This window comes from Deltaproteobacteria bacterium (assembly GCA_016210045.1).
Classification (GTDB): Bacteria; UBA10199; UBA10199.
The window spans coordinates 82461-101171 of the sequence record JACQUX010000009.1 but is presented as its reverse complement, the minus strand read 5'-3'; the positions used below and the strand labels follow the sequence as shown (position 1 = coordinate 101171).

The 18711-nt window shown below is 60.5% G+C and carries 11 protein-coding genes; 5 read left to right on the top strand and 6 right to left on the bottom strand.

What is annotated here, in order from left to right; translation table 11 throughout:
- Window positions 1-5: 5 nt before the first annotated feature.
- Window positions 6-3020: a PD40 domain-containing protein gene (locus tag HY696_02430; GenBank protein MBI4237260.1), complete on the bottom strand. Its 3015-nt coding sequence runs from the start codon at window positions 3018-3020 to the stop codon at window positions 6-8.
- Window positions 3020-3829 carry a prohibitin family protein gene (locus HY696_02425; GenBank protein MBI4237259.1) on the bottom strand — a complete coding sequence of 270 codons (810 nt, stop codon included), beginning with the start codon at window positions 3827-3829 and terminating at the stop codon, window positions 3020-3022. The genes HY696_02430 and HY696_02425 overlap by 1 nt, the downstream gene beginning before the upstream one ends.
- 179 nt (window positions 3830-4008) lie before the next feature.
- Between HY696_02425 and HY696_02420 the strand changes: the two genes are divergently transcribed.
- Together HY696_02420 and HY696_02415 are read left to right on the top strand one after the other, a co-directional pair.
- Window positions 4009-4737: an ABC transporter ATP-binding protein gene (locus tag HY696_02420; GenBank protein MBI4237258.1), complete on the top strand. Its 729-nt coding sequence runs from the start codon at window positions 4009-4011 to the stop codon at window positions 4735-4737.
- On the top strand, window positions 4734-5480 hold the full coding sequence (locus HY696_02415; protein ID MBI4237257.1) for an ABC transporter permease: 747 nt from the start codon (window positions 4734-4736) through the stop codon (window positions 5478-5480). Before HY696_02420 ends, HY696_02415 begins: the two co-directional genes overlap by 4 nt.
- 33 nt (window positions 5481-5513) lie before the next feature.
- Here the strand turns inward: HY696_02415 and HY696_02410 are convergent, their stop codons facing one another.
- Together HY696_02410 and HY696_02405 are read right to left on the bottom strand one after the other, a co-directional pair.
- Window positions 5514-5960: a tRNA (cytidine(34)-2'-O)-methyltransferase gene (locus tag HY696_02410; protein ID MBI4237256.1), complete on the bottom strand. Its 447-nt coding sequence runs from the start codon at window positions 5958-5960 to the stop codon at window positions 5514-5516.
- 9 nt (window positions 5961-5969) lie between these two features.
- Window positions 5970-7349: a tryptophanase gene (locus HY696_02405; GenBank protein ID MBI4237255.1), complete on the bottom strand. Its 1380-nt coding sequence runs from the start codon at window positions 7347-7349 to the stop codon at window positions 5970-5972.
- Window positions 7350-7491: 142 nt separating this feature from the next.
- Between HY696_02405 and HY696_02400 the strand changes: the two genes are divergently transcribed.
- From HY696_02400 to HY696_02390, 3 genes are read left to right on the top strand one after another with little or no spacing between them, the layout of a single operon-like run.
- On the top strand, window positions 7492-9894 hold the full coding sequence (locus HY696_02400; GenBank protein ID MBI4237254.1) for a hypothetical protein: 2403 nt from the start codon (window positions 7492-7494) through the stop codon (window positions 9892-9894).
- Between the two features lie 37 nt (window positions 9895-9931).
- Window positions 9932-10318 carry a hypothetical protein gene (locus tag HY696_02395; GenBank protein MBI4237253.1) on the top strand — a complete coding sequence of 129 codons (387 nt, stop codon included), beginning with the start codon at window positions 9932-9934 and terminating at the stop codon, window positions 10316-10318.
- Window positions 10319-10326: 8 nt separating this feature from the next.
- Window positions 10327-10818: a hypothetical protein gene (locus HY696_02390; protein ID MBI4237252.1), complete on the top strand. Its 492-nt coding sequence runs from the start codon at window positions 10327-10329 to the stop codon at window positions 10816-10818.
- A 6-nt stretch (window positions 10819-10824) separates the two neighbouring features.
- Here the strand turns inward: HY696_02390 and HY696_02385 are convergent, their stop codons facing one another.
- Window positions 10825-12168, bottom strand: a complete 1344-nt coding sequence (locus tag HY696_02385; GenBank protein ID MBI4237251.1) for a putative DNA binding domain-containing protein — start codon at window positions 12166-12168, stop codon at window positions 10825-10827.
- A 73-nt stretch (window positions 12169-12241) separates the two neighbouring features.
- The gene (locus HY696_02380) at window positions 12242-18667 is read right to left on the bottom strand and encodes a hypothetical protein (GenBank protein MBI4237250.1); all 6426 of its coding nucleotides are present in this window, start codon (window positions 18665-18667) and stop codon (window positions 12242-12244) included.
- Window positions 18668-18711: the final 44 nt, after the last annotated feature.

Here is an 18711-nt window from a genome sequence, read left to right as displayed (position 1 = left end):
CCGCATTAAAACTGGGCGCCGAATTGGAGGATGAGGGTGCCGTATTTGACTTGGTTGCCGAGCAGCGAATCGGTGAGGGCGCCGAGCCGTCCACGATTGACGGCAATGACGCCGTAGCCGAGCCGACCTTGGACTGGGAGTCCGTGGCCGACCACGAAGTCGCCGCGTAGTTCAACACCCGTGCCGAGGAAAAAACGATCGAAGAACCATTTGCCGGTGTCTTCGCCGTTGTTCCACGCATTCCCGAAATCGGCAAACAATGCGGCATGGATGTTTTGTAAAAAGAACGGCGTGGTACCGAGCCCGCGTTGCGGCGAACCGAGCGGCAGGCGATATTCGGCGGACATCAACATCGCGTTAGCGCGCGACATCGCCGCAGCCGGGAGTCCGCGCAAGGGGAAATACGTGAAGCCGCCCCCGCCGCCGAGCGCGCCTTCGCCGAGCGCTCCGCCCATGCCGAATGTGCCTTGGACCAGCGTATCGCCCCAGGTCTTGCCGCCCTTCACGCGCAATGCGAGCACATGATGCCGCCACGGGAGTTTGATATATTCGCGGAAATCGCCGGAGAAGATTTGTTGTTCGTTCGGTTCGTTACTGCCGAGGATCTTGTCGGTGACCGTGAAGTTCATCACTAACCGATGCCCCTCTTCCGGACTGATCGAGGCCGGATATTGTTCCTGCCGTCCCCAGCCATACGTCGCGGAGAATCCGGCGAAACGGTCCAGATTCAGCAACGCGCGCTCTTCCGCCGTCAGCGCCGGAATGTTGTCCCGATTCTCCATGAAATATTGGAGCGAAAAGATCTGGCGTTTGTACGGCACCGCGATGCCGGCATAGCCGCGCAGCCGTTTTTCATACATATGCACGGTCCGCAGCGTGCCGTCGGCGTGCAGGAAGGTCAGGTTCCCGAAGTCGGTCGCGTAATTGAGTACGCCGAAATTCATGATCGGCGAGAAGCGATTCAGCGTGTAATTGAAAAAATACCCGGGATACTTCGCATCGGTTCGATACGTGCCGCCCGCTTGCCACAGATGCCAACGCAGCGGATCGCTGCTGCCGGTCACCGCGCTGAGCAACACACCGCTCCCCGTCGCGACAAAGCCGGGAATGAAGTAGCGCGGGATAAAGAGCCGCGGACTCAAACCGTGGTAGCGCTTGCTGGGGAAGGGTGACGGGGAAAGCGGTGACTGGTGACTGGTGGCTGGGGATTGGGGATTCGTGACTGGTGGCTGGTGGCTGGTGGCTGGCGATTGGTGACCCATGGTCCGATCCCCAGTCACCAGCCCCCAGTCACCAGCCACCCCTTCGATCGCCAACTTCCGAATTCCAAACCCAGCACCGTGATAATACTGCGCGTACAGCGTCTTGCCATCCGGCGCCGGCTGCGGCTCGAACAGGCCGGTGACGACGTTCGTCAGACGTTCCGCGCGCCGGCGGCGCATGTCGTAACGGTACACGTTTGAAATCCCGCTGCGGTCGGAGGAAAAATAGAGATATCGCCCGGTCCGATCCCACGACGGACTCAAATCGAGCGCGCGATCGTTCGTGATCCGTTGGACGCGCCTGCCATCCGGCCGATAGAGATAGATATCTTGCTGTCCCGCTTGCCACGACGACACCGCGAGCCATTGGCCGTCCGGCGACCACTGTGGATGACTAAAGCGCGTGAACGGCGCGTGCGGAATCGGCAGCGGCTGCTCCTTCCACGTGGTCAAATCGTAGCGGACCAAGCGCTGCGTGCCGGCGTCTTCCACGACATAGAGCAGCGATTTTCCGTCCGGGGCGAAACTCGGGTCTTGTGCGCGGCGACTCGCCGTGAGCCGGCGCAGTTTGCCGTCGCGCCGATCGAACACGAAGATATCGGAATAGTAGCGATAGCCGTGATTCGCCGTATACGCCGCATACGCAATCAGATTCCCGCTCGGATCGAACGCGGCCTGCGTCGCCCCCTGCTTCGCACGAATCCGCTGTTCTTCGCCGTTGCGAAGATCGCGCAGCCGAATTTCGGTCGGCCGATGCGGATCGGTGGTCGTGTAGACCAAATGCGTCCCATCCGGCGACAGCGCCAATGCGGAGAGATGCGTGCCGTCGTCGGTCACCGGCTCCAACGGCGTTTCTCCTGCCGCGCGGACCGCAGTGATTTCGGCTTGTGCGGTTTTCGAGACTTCGGCCTGCCATTCCCGCCAGAGTTGGTAGAAGCTCTTTTTCCAGACCTGTTTCGCCAACAGGTTGTTCATGAAAAAGAGCGGACTGGCTGCGGACTTCTTTTGAAAGCGGATCAATTTGTCTTCGCCGTAGGTGTTCGCCAACCATTCCAGGAATTTCCCGCCGTAAATGTACTGCGGCAGGAATCCGGGCCAGCGCCAACCGAGGCCGTCGGCTTGGTCGATCTTCGGGAATTTTTGTTGGTCCACCGCCGTGCGGATCAACATATTGCTGAAACTGCCGCGATTGCGTCCGCCTTGCGTCTGTTGTGTTTCCTCGTACACGGCGATGCCCTCGCGCATCCAGCCCGGCAGCACGCCGTTCGGCGAGACAAGTTTGCCGAGCAGAAACCGCGGGAGTTTCATCACGCCCCGCGCTTGATCCATATGAATGATATGCGTGAACTCGTGCATGATCAGCGTGCGCAGCCAATCGTCGTAGTTGGCCAGCGCGGTGTCGGGACGCGGCGCGGTGACCCGCAGATGGAGATAGTTGTACGGCAGCACGGTCGCGAGCCCGTTGGCCACATCTTGGACGTCGGTGAGAACAACCACCGTTCGGCCGAGCGGCTTCCAGTCGAACTTTTGCGGCAAGATCGCGTACGCTTCTTCGGCCAATTGGCCGACGCGCTGCGCGATTCCGTCGAGCGAACGCGCGGCATAGATCATGAAATGCGGAGTCTTATGTTGATGCCACTTGAGTTTCGGATCGAAGCTGGCGGCGTCCACCCGCGCCGCGAAACTCAGCAGCGCAACTACACACATGACGAATCGGAACCCACATCCAGCATGTCGCACCAGGCGACCGAGACGCATTAGCGCGATCCCTCACGGGACGGCGTGATATTCACGAACGGCAACGCGCCTTCGCCGCCCATCATGTATTGCGGCATCTTGCCGTCCCATTTTTTCACCGCTTCGAGCTGGACTAAATGCGGGTTTTGCAGCAACGCCTGCGCTTGAATGCGGATCGATTCCGCTTCCGCCGTGGCCGTCGCCACGCGTTGTTCGGCCTCGATCTTGATCCGCTGCAATTCGTTCGATGCCTTCAACGCCTGTTGCTGGGCCACTTGCTTCTCTTCGATCGCGTGTTCATACGTGTCGGAAAATTCGAAATCGACGATGGAGAATTCATCGACGATGAGAAACCGTCCCCCAAGCCGTTCGTGGAGAATCGCCTTGATTTCGTCACGCACCCGGGCTCGTTGTTCGATCAGTTGCGCGGCCGTGTATTGGGCCGTGATCGCCTTCACCGATTCCTGTACCGCCGGTTTGACGATCCGGTCTTCGAAATCGCGCCCCAGCTCTTTCCACAGTTTGTTCACTCGCGTCGCATCGACGTGATAGTTCAGCGCGATCCGGGTGTGCACATTTTGCGTATCGTGCGAATACGACGGCGCTTCGACATCAAGTTTGCGGATCTTGACATCGACTTTTTGCACAGTCTCCATGAAGGGGATCACGAAATGCAGCCCTTCATCGAGAATGCGATCTTCCACCGCGCCGAACCGCAACACGATGCCTCGCTCCCCGGCCCCAACCTGCACGAACGGACTCATCATCAGGAGGATCATCAGCACGAGGATGCCCCCCAAAATCACATTCAAATGCTTCTTGTAGCGCATAGCCCCCCCCTGCGGCATTACCACGACCGTCCCCATACGCCCTCCCCTTCGTAATTGTTGGAGCCGCTCTTACGAAAATTGGCGTGAAAGCACAATCGGAATCATTGTAACCGTGGAGGCAGGTGAACGGCGCTTGATTTCGAATCGCCGCATGTGGAATGCTCGACAGACGGTACCCCATGCTAACGATCGAACGCTTATCCAAAAGCTATGGCACCGCCAATATCCTGCGTGGCCTCGATATGCACATTCCCCGTGGGGAGTGCGTCGGATTGCTGGGTCCGAATGGGGTCGGGAAGACCACGTTGATCGGGTGCGTCTGTGGGACCGTCCGTCCCGACTGCGGCGAAATGAGGCTGGAAGGCGTCTCGATCCACGACCATCCCGAACAGACCAAACACCGCATCGGCACCTGTTTTCAGGAAACGATCGTGGATCGGTTTTTTCGGACCGACGCTTCGGTCCGCTTCCATGCCCGCTACAACGGATTGGCGCGCGCGCCGGCGACACAGCGGACCGCGATCATCCTCGCCGAAGTGGGACTGCACGCGAAACAACACAGCCGCCCGGAAACCCTTTCAGGCGGCATGCAACGGCGGCTGCAACTCGCGCGCGCGCTGGTCCACGATCCGGATCTCATTTTCTTGGATGAACCTACGGCCGGGATCGATCTGGATCTGAAAGAAACTCTCTACACGATGATCCGGCGACTCCATCGTGAGCAAGGCAAGACCATTATCCTGACGAGCCACAACCTCGAAGAAGTGGCAACACTCTGCACTCGGGCCTTGTTCCTCTCGCAGGGCGTCATTGCCTGCGACCTCCCGATCCCCAACACCACTACAGCCGCGCAGGTGCTGCACCAGACGTATCGCACCGTGTTTCCCGCGGCCGGAGCCGATCTATGAATGCATCCGCACGGCGCGCCTTCGTTGGTTGCCTCGAACGCGAAATATGGCGTTACCTACAAAGCCCATTGCAAACCATATTGAATACGGTTTTTTCCAATTTCCTCTTGCTGACCGTATTGTACTTCGTGGATCCGACGAAAATCGCGCTCGTGCTCCCCGGCGTGATCCTGTACGCGACCTTCACCGTGGTCGCCAGTAATGCGCGCATGGCGCTCTTCGTCGGACGCATCGAAGGAACTTTACAATATCTGCTCGCCGCCCCGATCTCGCGCCTCCATCTCTACGTCATCAATCTGTTCGCCGCCGTCTTGCGTGCATTGCTCGTCTCGCTGTTGTTGCTGGGAGCCGGCATGCTCTGTTTTTTTCGACAGCCGCCGGCGCATCCGATCATGTTCATCTGCGGGTGGACGCTCATGACATTCACGTTCGCGTCCATCGGCATTTTGCTCGCGTGTAGTTATAAAAATTGGAATTCGTTCGGCGTGATGGAAAATTACGTCATCATTCCGCTCCTCTTTTTTAGCGGCTGTTTTTTCTCTCTCGAACACATTCCTGCGCACTACCATTGGTTGTTGTATGCAAATCCATTTTCGCACTTTAGCACGGTGCTTCGTTTCGGGTTTTCCGGCCATGCCGAACTCTCGGTCCCGATCACGCTGCTTGGCGCGCTGACCGTCTGGCTGTTGTCGACTATCGCGTGTGCCCTGTTGTTTCGCAGCGGACGCCGACTGTTGCAATAATCGCGCACTCGCCGTCTCTGATGCGCCCCGCATTCAGCGGGATTGCTGCCGCAGACCTTCGAACAACACGATCGCGGCGGCGGTGGCGAGATTCAGCGAACGAACGGGGCCGGACATCGGGATCGTGATGGTGCGGTCCGGGTGCGCGGCCAAGAGCGGCGCAGGCAGTCCCGCGCCTTCGCTGCCGAAGACCAAGACATCGTCGGCTGCAAAGGCCACTTGCGTATACGGAATCGTCCCCTTCGTGCTGACGAAGTACGCTCGTGCGATCGGCAGCACCGACCACAACGCATCGAGCGAGTCGTGAATGCGGAGTTCGACATGCGTCCAGTAATCGAGTCCCGCGCGGCGCAACCGACGGTCATCGAGAAAAAACCCGAGCGGCCGCACTAAATGGAGCGGCGTGTTCGTCGCGGCACAGAGCCGCGCCACGTTGCCGGTGTTCGGTGGAATTTCCGGCGCGACGAGGACGAGGTGCATACAGATTCGTTACCCTTGAATTCGGAATTGGCACGTAAAATGGCGCATGATTGGGGCCTCCCAGATAATTTCGAGGCCGGGGATGGTGTCGCGTTGTTGGAGTAGGGCGGCGAAGGTGTCGGCGACAAAACGCAAGTGATTGTCGGAGTATGTGCGACGCGGAATGGCCAAGCGGTAGAGTTCGATCGGTGGATGGCGTTCGGCGCGGGTTTCCGGATCGCGGTCGGCGAGGACAGTGCCGATTTCGACACCGCGCACGCCACCGGCGACATACGCGGCGACGGCCAACGCTTGCGCGGGGTAGGCGGTCGGTTGCAGATGCGGCAGGAAGCGCGAGGCATCCAGATAGACGGCGTGGCCGCCGACCGGGAGCACGATCGGCACGCCGGCTTGTTGCAGCCAGGCACCGAAACGCCCCACTTGTTCGACTCGCGATTGCAAATACGCGAAGTCGGTCGCCTCTTGCAGGCCGGCGGCGACTGCGGCCATCGTGCCGCCGGTCATTCCGCCATAGGTCAGGAAGCCTTCGAATAAGATGCTGAACGTCCCGCAGTGGCGATACAGGTCTTCGTCGTGCAGGGCCAGGAATCCGCCCATCGCGGTGATCGCGTCTTTCTTCGCCGACATGGTCGCGCCATCGGTGTCGCGGAACATTTCGCGGCAAATCGCGCGGATCGTCCAATCGCGATACGCGGCCTCGCGCGTCTTGATGAAATACGCATTCTCCGCAAAGCGCGCCATATCGAGAAAGACCTTCACACCGTAGCGATGACACAGCGTCTTCACGGCCTGGATGTTTTCCAGTGAGACCGGCTGTCCGCCGCTGGAATTGCAAGTGACGGTAATGAGGACAAACGGGATCCGCTCCCGCGGATGCGCTTGCAACACTTCTTCCAGCCGGGCGAGATCGATGTTGCCTTTGAACGGATGATCGCTGGTTGGATTTTTGCCTGCTTCAATGGTGCAATCGATCGCGTGGGCCTTGCGAAATTCGATATGGCCTTTCGTCGTGTCGAAGTGGGTATTGCCGGGAACCACATCACCGGCGTGGACTAACGCCGAATGGAGGACATTCTCGGCACCGCGACCTTGATGGGTCGGGATCACAAACGGGAATCCGGTCAGCTCCGTAATGACCGACTTCATTTGCTCGAACGACGTGGAGCCGGCGTAGCTCTCGTCTCCCATGATCAACGCCGCAAGTTGTTGGTTGCTGATCGCGCCGGTGCCGGAGTCGGTGAGCAGATCGAACGTGACCGTGTCGGACGCGAGGCGGAATAAATTATAGTGCGCCGCGGCAATCAGGCGTTCCCGTTCCACGCGCGTCGTCTGCGCCAACGGCCGGACGACGGAGGTGCAATAGGACTCGAAGGGAGCGGCAGGTGACATAGCGCGGGCCACATGAACCGTCTGCCGCCGCGCTGTCAAGCGGGAACCACTGAAGAACAGCGGAGTTTTTCTGCGCGGCCCGCGGGCAACTTGCCCTCTGTCCACGGCCGATATCATTAGAGAGGAGTCTCCGAACGTCATTATGAACACCACGCCGATCCAAAAACATGCCGTGATCATCAACGGCGACACCGAAGGGCGACATCTCGAGAATGTCGAGCGGAGTATCCGGACGCTGAAAGCCCAGGGATATACCGTCCATGTGGCGAGTCCGCAGCGTCCGACCACGCCGCTCGGACCCGACGACCACTATGCGAAGGCCGATTTGAAGGGGATCAAGACGCTGCTGACTGGGGCACGCGCGCAACTCGACGACAACGACGAGCTCGTTATTTATACCACTGGCCACGGAGACCAAAAAAAGGAGACCGGAAGCCTCTGCCTCACGACGGGGTGCAAGACACCGGGCGTCGACCAATTTCTGGACGAATTGCCGTACGGTCAGCGCGTGGTCGTGATGGATCAATGTTATAGCGGCAACTGGAGCCATCGCTTTGCCGACGATCCGCGCACGCTCTTTATCGCGGCCGGCAGCAAAGGGGAAACGGTCTGCTGTCAGGATTTCGCGCCGCATTTCTGGAGTAGCAAAGTCCCGGATTTGAATCGGGACGGCACCGCCAGTTGGCAGGAGCGGTATGCGTACGCGATCGCCCAAGGCAAGACGAAGGCCTCGTTTCCGCAATTTGTCCGGAGCGCAGGATTTCTGGATGCGGGCCGGCCGACTTTCCCGACGACGGTCGGCGACATCAAGACGGCTGCAGAACTGCGTGCCGCATTGAAAAAATTGCAGCCGGGACAATATGCGGCCGTGCTGTTTTCGGCGGATTGGTGCGGTCCGTGTAAGACCTTCGCGCCGGCCTTTGCCGCGCAGGCGAAGGCCCTTGGAGGGCAAGTCCGCTTTTTGCGGACCGAGAACGAGGCGTTGGCCAAACAATACGGGGCCACCGTCTTTCCGACGGTTATGTTCGTCGACGGAGAAGGGAATCGGTACCTCGTTCCACCCAACGAACACGACCAGTTCACGGAACATCTGGGGAAGTTTCATGTGCCGACGGCGCAGCGGCTGGCGGCATTTCGCGCGAAGATTACCGATCGCTCCATCAGCGAGTGGGAGGCGGCCGGACACACGTATGTCGGCCTCGCAAAGACGCTGCCGCCCGACCAATTAATCGCGGAAATCGAGGCGTTGCGCACGGCGTTCCTGAGCGCTCCGCACCGTGATGGATTTTATATCGCCGAATCGGTCTACGGTCAGCTCGTGGCCGCATTGCCGAAACCGGCGTTGGCCCGGGAACTGGCCGTGGCCCGCGAACTATTAGCGGTCTGCGTGTGGAATCCGCAAATGGCGGACGTCGCCGACCATCTGTACCGGATGGCCGTCAAATATACGGATCCCACACCAGCGATGGCCGCGCGCGAGGCCACAGCGCTCCGTGAATTATTGGTCCGCAGCGGTGGCGCGGCGACCGTCGGTCGAGAGTATGCGGCCACTGTCCTCGCATTGACCACGAACGCGCAACGGAGCGAGGAGCAGGCCGTGCGCGCACTACTGGCCGATCCGCCGGCTCGGACGACTGCCGCGTTGCTCCAGGCCTATCGCGGAGTAGTGCGGGCGAATGATACCGGCTTGCGGGATACGTGGCGCCGCAACGAAACCATGGCCGCGCGGATTGCGACGTTCACGCAGGACGCTGATGCGCGCGTGGCCGAGGCAGCAGCGGAGCTCGTTCCCGACTTCGCGGCTGCGATCGCGAAGGATCCGGCGCGTGCCAATCGTGCGGCCCAAGGGCTACGGACGCGGGCGATGCTTCCGGATTCCGCCGGCGTCATTACCAATCTGAAAGCCTATGCCGCACTCACGACGACCGGCGTGTTGACGGCGCAAGAAGCGACCGCCGGCGGTCGATGGAGTTTGCAGTTGTTGAGCCGAACCACCAACCGATACGATACCGGTCCTGCCATACTGCAAGTCATAGCTGCGGCGCAAGTCGTGGCCGCATTGGCCCCACAACTCCCGATGGAACTCGCCCACGAGGCGGTCGTGTCGCTGCTCGCCCGCGCCGAACTGGGAGTACAAGGGATCGACTATCAGGCGCAGCAAGGTTTAGCGCGTTTGCTGCCGCTCTTCGACGCCAGCACACGGCAAGGCCACTTACGCAAGCTGTTGACACGCCTCGATCCGCAGTCCGATGCCCCCGTGCATGCCCGCAGCAGCCTCAAGGATTTGTTCGAAGTCTTTTGCCGCCAAGCCTTGGGCTGTGGTCCCAGCATAGCGACCGAACGGGTGTGGGTGAAAGGCTTGCGCTCGCCTGACCCATTGTTGCGCCGCGGGACCCTGTATGCGCTGCACAGCGGCATCTTCGGCGACCCATCCGAGCAGGCCGCCCAAGTCGCCGCGGTCGAAGCACTCACGACCAGTTCCGATCCGCAATGGCACGCCCTGGCCGCTGCCGTCCTGGCCAAACATCGCGCGACACGGCGGTGATTGCAATCGCGGTCGCCTCCTGATAGAGGGCCGGCGTATGAAAATACGTCGCGTATGGCTCCTGCTGTGTGTCGGCGCTGCCCTCCTCCCGGTCGGCTGTGTCACCGAATCGGTCGCGACGCGGCCGAGCAATCTGACACCCGGAATGACGAAAAAATTCATCGTGCCGGGGAAGACCACGCAGACTGAGGTGCTGGAAATTTTCGGTCCGCCCAATCTCGTCACGCATAAAGACGGCGTCGAGATCTGGACCTACGACCAAGTGTCGCAAGAAATTACGTCGTCGGGCGGATTCCTCACTATCATTTTGGCCGGCTATGGTCGCCAACGGGTCAGCTCGCATCGCCGCTCCACGATGCTGATCGTTTACTTCAATAAACGAGAACTCGTACAAGACTATCGACTGAGCGCTGCGAGTTTCTAGGACTATCTATGAAAAAATATTTCCTGTTATGCTGGCTGGCGCTGCCGCTCTCCGGCTGCGCGTTTCTCTTCAGTAGCACGCCGCCAATGAGTCAGGCGGAGATCAAGCAGCTCGAGACACGCACGATTAACGCCCCCGTCGATGTCGTCTTCACTGCTGCGACCGAGGCATTGTTCGATTTAGGCTATTTAATCAAACATTCGGAACGCTCATCCGGCGTGCTGTTGGGAGAAAAACAGCATACCGAAAACGAATGGGTCTCCGGGACCGAACATCATCCCGGCCATTGGCGTGAAAAGAGCATCACCGACAATATTACGCTGCTGATTCAGCCGGAAAACAAGCGATCCACTTCCGTGCGCGTCAAGACCGCGCGCAACGGCGAACAGCGCATCAATAAATCCGCCATCGACGAAGTCTGGGTCTTAATTGACCGCCAAGTCCTGATGAGCACACCGCCGACGAAGTCTCCGACCAAGCCGCGTAGGCCGTCATCCTGACAAATCTTACGACCGAAACCGATAGCGTGCGTTTTTGCCGTTGCCTTCGCGCGTGAGGTGGCCGGTTTGGACTAAATGGGTCAGGTCTTTTTGTGCAGTGCGCAACGTGACGGCGAAGCGGGATTGATAGACACGAGAGGCGAACGGCTCGTCGATCCGATTTTGCTCGGCAAGGAATTGTCGCTCGCGCTCCGCCAACTGCGGCAAGGCCGTAACGTCGATCATCGTCTTGGGGCCGAAGAGGGTCACCGAAAAAAAGCCGCCACCGGACGTGAAGAACGGCGGCTTCAATCGCCACTCGTCCATCAGGCGTCGCATTCGCTGGATTCCGGAACCGAGTTTCTCCACCCATCCACAGCGATACAAGAGATCGCCGATCAACGGATTGCGGCGCAGCGATCGCTGTCCCAAGGTTTCCAACGAAAGTACCGGGAGCAATTCGCCGGGATTCGTGATCTCGAGACGATCGGCATAGAGATCGACGCTGATCTCCGCGCCGTTTTCGAAGTAGTCACGATGCATCACGGCGTTGAGCACCGCCTCCCGCACTGCGACTAACGGATAGTGCGGCAAGTCCTGGCGCCGCAGTTCCCGATCGAATCCGTAGCCGGTGGGAATAGCGCGTTGCAGATCTCGCAGCAGCTCCATAATTTGTTCGATGAGCGTCCCACGATAGAGTTTCCGTTCCACGACGGTCGTTTTATCCACGCCTTGATAACGCGTGAATCCGGCCGTGGCGTGGGGAATCACCAACTGGGGATGCTTGGCGAAAAAGAGCACGCCGGCATGATTGAGCAACAGCCGCCCACGTTGCCGCTGTGCCACCCCGAGCGATTGGAGAAATTGTTCCTGGCCGACGTCGGCTAGCACGGTCTCCAACGAGGCCTCCGCGACAAACCGCCGTACTGCGGCCTTCGCGACGTCCCGAGGGTAGATGACACTGGCGGCGATCAGGCGATCGAACTGCACGCGATTGACGCGCACCACGAATTCCAGCATCTCTTGGCGGGTCAGCTTTTGTGTCGTCGCGCCGTTGCGGAGAAAAAATCCATCTTTGCAACTGTACGGCTTGTCTTCTCCCTCCGGGACTGACACGGCCACGATCGGCCCGATCGCGGCAATGGTAATCGGGACGGCCGGATCGCACTCCGCCGCGATATTTGCGATCTGCGCCCGCAATCGGTTGTTCAGCGGCGTTTTGAGAATCGTGCCGTCGTCACGCACGCCGACATAAATGGTTCCGCCGCCGGCGTTCGCGAATCCGACCATCGCGCGGTCAATCCGGGCAAGCCCCTCTTTGAATTCCTGGCGATACCCCTCGCCTTCAGAGAGAATCTCTTCTAATTTCATATTGTTAGAGTACAGAAAGGCGCGACGCCTGTCAATCGCGCATTCGCGAATATTCGCGAATATTCGCGAAGCGTCAATTTTGCGAACCCGCAGGAGTCACGGTGACTGTCAGGGAACGGCTGCGGGCGCCGTAGGCGGCGTCATAGAAGGGTTGGGCGGTCGCGCCGGGAGCGCGATAGGTGCCGGCCGTTGCGGCGCGCACCACGTGGCGTAATTTGTAAATGCCCGCACTCGCGACGCGCGCGTACCACATCACGCGATCGTCATGGATTTCTTCGTGACTGAAGTCCGGCGGCACCAGCGAGGGACTCTTGATATCGGCATCGACCGCGTCGCGCAACCCGGCGGCCAATTCCGGATTCGCAGTGGCCAGACTGAAATCGACAGGCTCGAATCCGGCGGGAATCAAATGTTCCACGACGAGTTGATCAAGTGCAGTCAGCGGCATCACGGTCAGCACGGCCTTGTAACTTTGTCCTACGGTAAATGTGGCCAGTGGGCGTGCTTCGCGCACGTCGTCCATCGCGTAAAATTCGCGCGCGATGATGATCCCGTCTTCCCGTCGCGGGACTTGTTCCATCGGCAAATAGGTCGTGAGGAGCGCTTGATAATACAGCGCTCCGGGGACATCCGCCGATTTGCGGATCACGAGCGGCGTTGGCTGTGGCTCGGCGGACAATTCCGCAATGCTCAGCCGTTCGTGCAGCCACGCGGTCGGAGAAAACGCCGCTAACGACTCGGTGCGCGTCCGTCCGCCGATTTGCAACGTGGTCGCGATCCCGCTTTCTTCGGTCTTGCTGGATTGGCTGTATTGCCACAACGCAATTAACGCCTCGCGCGTGGCCCGCGTATGGCCGAAATCCCCGCCGCGCGCGCGACTCATGACCGCGCGCATTGCGGCGTCGACCAGATCTTCTCCGGCATTATCCCGCGTCAGTAATGCCTCCAACGCAATCGCGGTCATGGTCGTGCCGTCCCACACCCGCGCCGGATCGGCCCACGCGGCTTGTTCACCGCGCTCGCCTTTCGTCACCTGCGCCAACTTCCGCAGCCGCTTCACCGTGGCCTTTTTCTCTCCGCTATCCGCGGCATCGCCCATCTCGTGCATCGCCAGCGCGAGCGCCGCCAAACCACGCGCGCTCATCAAATCGCGCACTTCAAGCAGACTCGCCAGCGCCGGTTTGGCGCGCTTCGCGTCAAGCGCGGCCAAGCCCCAGACCAATTGCGCGCGTCCGTCCGCGTCGAACTGTCGGCGATCGACTTTTCCGGGCTTCGGTTCCACGAAGGGTTTCTGACGGGATAACAAATCTTCTAAATAGCGAGCGAGCTTGTCGCGTTGATTCGTGTCCACTGCGACACCGACCGCTTCGAACAACGCCAACGCCCGCGCCATTTCAGCACTCAGCACTGGGTCGGCCATACCGTCTTCGCGCCAGAAGGCGAAGCCACCGTCTGCCATTTGGAAGTCGTACAGACTGGTAAGGCCACGGTGTAACCGCTCTTGCAGCCAAGCCACATCGACCGGTTTCTTTTTCACTTTGTATTGTTGCACCACTAAATCGGCCAACAACGGCGGCAAGACCGGCGAGGCCGCACCTTCTGCCCGCTCCGGCAACAGGTCGAGCAATTGCCACAGTCCGAGCAACGCCGACGTGCGCTGCTCCGCGCAGCCATACGGATATTCGAATAAATATTGCAGCGCATCGCGCAACACCTTGAGCGGCGTGGTGCCGATACTCACCTCCAGACCGCCGCGCTCCGGCCGTGCGCCGACGTCCAGCGTGAACACTTCGCGCGCCTCGGCGCGCGTCGCACCGACGGCACTGTAAATGCTGGGGATCGAACGATCCGATACTTGCAGCGGCAACTCTAAGACATCCACGGGACGGGCATGCGCGTCGCGCGTGGTCAGCATCAGCGTGCCGCGTCCCGGCTTCACTCCTTCGAGCCCGAGCAGCACCGTGGTGCGGCCCTCCGGCTCGACGACGACCGGCCAGGACTTCGCGCCGGTCAGCCGCAACGGCGCCGTGGTCTGGACGCTCAACTCGCCGCTGAAACGTTCCTTCGACGGATTTTCCAAAAAGATCGGCGCGTTGGTGGTGTCTTCGACGGCCAAGAAACGCGGCAACGCCGGACGGAGGAACGTCGGCAATACCGATCGGAAGGTCGTGAAGGCGGAGCCGACTTTCGTGTCTGCGGTAATAGCGAACGCTTCCGCCACCCAAGTCGTAATGTTGTCGGGTAAAGTGAACTCGACCGTTCCTTGCCCGTTCGCGTCCGTGTGGACTTGCGCGGTAAAAAAAGCCGTATCGAGGAACTTGCTGCGTTTCTTCTGTTCCACACCGGCATCGCCGACATCGCCGCTCTTGTAATGGAGCATGTTCTCCGCGGTCAGCACGCCGAGATGGCGGGGAAAATAGAAACGGCGGACTAAGTCGGGACTTTGGTAATCGAGTAAACGCAACACCGATTCGTCCGCGACGCTGACGATCAAGTCGGCCGGAATGCCGTGTCCGGCTTGATCGGTGGTGCGGATCCCAAGTCGCACCGTGTCTTTTGGGGCATAGACCGATTGATTCGGCGTAAAGTCGACCGCGACGCGTTTCGCATCGGCATCGACCGATAATTCGGTCAAACCGACTTTCATCACGGCGGATTCGGCGCCCTGCGGGCGGAACAATAACAGTCCCACGTACACGTTCGGGACGTACGCTTCCTGGATCGGGAGCGTGATCACGTTTTCACCCGGAGCGAATTCCATCAGCCGCGATTCACGAATCCCGGCGCGTTCGATCGTGAGCAATCCCCGCGTCCCTTCGGTCGGGAATGGGATCAGGATGCGTGCCGTATCGCCAACGTGATACGCAGCGCGATCGGGGACGAGGTCTACGTGATCTTCGGTGTGCATCGGCCAGGCCGCATCGGTGGCGCCGCCGACGCGCACTTCCAAGCCGGCATGCATCGCGTTGCCACGCGTATCGGCGGTCGTGGCAGTGACCCGATAACTGCCGCCTTCCGCCGCGAGCGGCGTGTAGGTCGCTTCCCCTTTGGCATCGGTCGTGACACTCGTTTCCTCGACGACCGTGTCTTTCGGTTCGGAGACGAAGACCCAATCGCCGTCGGGAGTCCGCTTCTTGATTGTCATGTAATCGCGCTTCGCCAGCGTCAACGTGACGCGCTGTTGTGCGATCGGTTTGCCGGCCGTATCGAGCGTGACGAGCGCGATCGGCATCGATTCGCCGCGCAAATAGACGCGCCGCGCCGGTTTGAGGCCGACATAGACGCCCGCTTTGTGGATCCGCAGATCGGCCACGGCGGTCAGCTCCTGGCCCCATTCCTTGACCGTCATCGAAGCGGTATAGACTTGCGAGGTCAAATCGTCTTGCAGCGTCGGCGTGTATTCGATCGTGAACAGTCCATCCGCATCCAGCCCCGCTTCCGTGCCCGGCACTACACGTCCGGTGAGCGTGGTCTTCGACGGCCCTGCCCCTTTTTCGATCTTCACTTTCGGATCGTCGTGGCGATCGTGCGAATCGGTCGCGTAGACGCCGGCCAACACGTCGTCGCCATCGCCGTCGTAATATTCCGATTCGTCGTGCTCGACGCGACCAGCTTCCGTGCGCACTTGAATGGCGTGCTGGATCGCTTCTTCATCCACGAACGTAAAGTCGGGATACTTTTTTGCGGTAAAGCGGAAGCCTTCGCGGCGGATCGCCCACGCGATTTCAGCATGGGCTAACGGAGCGCCGAAGAAGTAGCGGCCGAACGCCGTGAGTTTAATCGGCTCGCCGCTGACCACTTCCGCGCGCTCCGGCGTGAGGCCTACGGTGAAATCGGGCTTCCGATAACTGGCAACATAGAACGCCTGTTTGAAGGCCTGCGTGCTCACTTCGCCCGACCAGCGGACCGTCGGCACACGCGCGGTAATCCAATAACGGCCGCGCGGGATGGCGTCATCGCCGAGCGTGATCGAATCGCCGAACACGCCATTCGCGGATGCCGACAGTTGTTTGGCGTAGATCTCGTCGCCGTTGGAATCGGCGATCGTGACATCGACATAATCGACTTCGCGCGGCAAGTGATAGACACCGTCGCGCAGGCCGCGCAGGAAGCCGCCGAAATGCACCGTCTGTTCCGGACGATACAGCGGCCGATCGGTGTGGAACCATACATAATAATTCTTCACGAACCACGGCCGTTGATAGGTGTACCCGAAATCGGCGGGTGTGATGCCTTGCTGATCTTTTTCCGTCCGCAACGCGCTGATCAGACGCGGATCGTCGGCGATCACCGTCAACTCGGCATTCGGATCGATCGTGTTGCTGAGGAAACGAAACAGGCCTTGGTCGTCGGTCCAGCCGGTCGCGACGAGTTGTTCGAAGTTCCAGACTTGGAGCGGGAGATTGGCGCGCGGCGCGCCGTTTTGGATATCGACCGCCCAAATGAGGAATTGGTTTTCGAAGCGCTTCAGCGCCAACGCGGTTTCAGTGAGCAACACTTGCGTGAAATCGGTCACCGGATCGGAACCGACGAGCGCCTCGTGTTCGATTCCGAGCGTCACGCGTTTGCGCTTCAGCGTGATCTCGGACATCGGGTGGAACGTGGCGCGCACTTCGTAGAGGCCCGGCTTCAAGTCCGGATAGAGTCCGGCGATGTCGATCCGGCCGTGGTGATAGACGTCGTATTCGCTGTCGATCGGAATCGTCCGTTCCCATGGATTCTTTTTCTCGGCGCGCGGATTCGCCGCGTCGCCATCGCCTTCATCGTCCGATTCGGTCGACTCCGCTTCTGCTTCCTCGTCCTCGTCGCCTTCATGACACGCCGTTCCTTCTCCGAAGATCGCGGCCAGGCGTGCCCGATCGCACGGAACCAACGTGACTTCGACTTTCTCCGCGTTCATGCTGGTGAACGGCAGCGACGGCGGCGTCCGGGCATTGAGCAACGACTTCGTGACGGTCAGTTGCCCTTCCAACCATGCGTGCGACGTGGTGAAGCGGAGCGGCTGCGGGAATTTGCCTAAGTCCGCCGGCTTTCCGTCGCGATCCAAGATCGCGCGCGCAAGCCGCACTTCATACGCGGTATTGAAACGGAGGTCGGCGGTGATGCACGCGGTGCGGTGCGGGAGATCGGCCGGCGTTTGCGCAGCCGCGCGATCGTCGTCGCTCGCCTCGACCTCGTCTTCGTAATAGTAACTGACGCGGAAAGTCGGGTCCGGCTTCGCGGCGCCGCGCGGCACCACTTGCACTGCGGTTTCGAAACTCTTGCGATCGACGGGATTGCTGAACGCGAAGCAGAGGTCGCCGGTCGCGTAGCGGGTCTCGAACTTCGACGCTTTTCCTTTCGGCGCGTCATCTTGTTCGCGATCATAGAGCTCTGTCGCGATCTCGTCGTTCGCCGGGAATGGATGCGCGATCGACACCGTGCTGAGCTGCATCGGTCCGGCCGTGGAGGCGTCCACCGAAAGGAGTTTTGCGGTCCCTTGCACGCCGTGCTCCGGCAACAATCCGGCGGGGAGATAAAATACATAATCGACGCCCGCTGCGTACGGCTGTTCCGGCGTCGCGACGAACACCTCGCGGTCTTTCGGATCGGTCTCCCAACTGAATTGGAATTTCACGGCACAGGGGCGCGGCGTGGCCTTCGGATCGTCACTGGGACGTTGATCGCAGCGGAATGCCTGTTCGACGCCTGTGCGTTGCATCGGGAGCGAGAACGTGACGCGGATCGGGGTGCGGAGCGGCAGATAGGCCATCCCGCTCTCCGGCGTGGCGCGGACAATTTCCGGTCCCGCTGTGAAAAAGGTCCACGATTCGTCGTGGGTCAGCGTCTTGCCGTCGAGGGCCTGCAATTCGCGCGGGAGCGTGACGGTGAATTGCGTGGCGGGCGGCAGCGGATCGGTGAAACGATAGCGGACGCCTTTGGTCCCGAACCAAATAAATTCGCCGGGGATCGGCGGCTGAATCGTCAGCGGAATCGTCGGATGTTTGTCGGGATCGACGTCGGTCATCGCGACCATCGAGTGGTCGAACAATATCTTGATGCCGTCGATCTGCGGCGAGACACGCCCTTCCGGAGTCCGCGCCAGCACATGCAACCCTGCCGCCGGATCGGGCGGTTCGGCCGCTTCGGCCAACTTTTGGAGTTCCGGCGTCGCGATCGTGGCCAAGCGCGGCGGCGGCCCTTTGGGGAGATGCGGCCCGGCCCACAGCAGGAAGAGGATGAAGACACCGAGCAATCCGCCGGTGGAGGCGGCGCGCCATTCTAATGAGACGTCGAGTTGGTGGCGATACGCATGCAGCCCTCGCCGCAGCAAAAGCCCGCCGTGTCGCACGTGGCGCCACCGCAATTGGCGAGCAGTGCGCCAGAGTTGTCGCGGCGTCAGATGCGGCGCCACGATCCGCACCCGCGCGGCCACCGCCTGTCCGGTCCCGGCGCAGGCCCGTGCGAGTGCCTCCGGCACCGGCCGCCACAATCCTTGGAGCTCCCCCTGAAATGACATGATCGTGCGAGCGGCGTAGCAGATTCATTCCGTGAAGGGAAGGC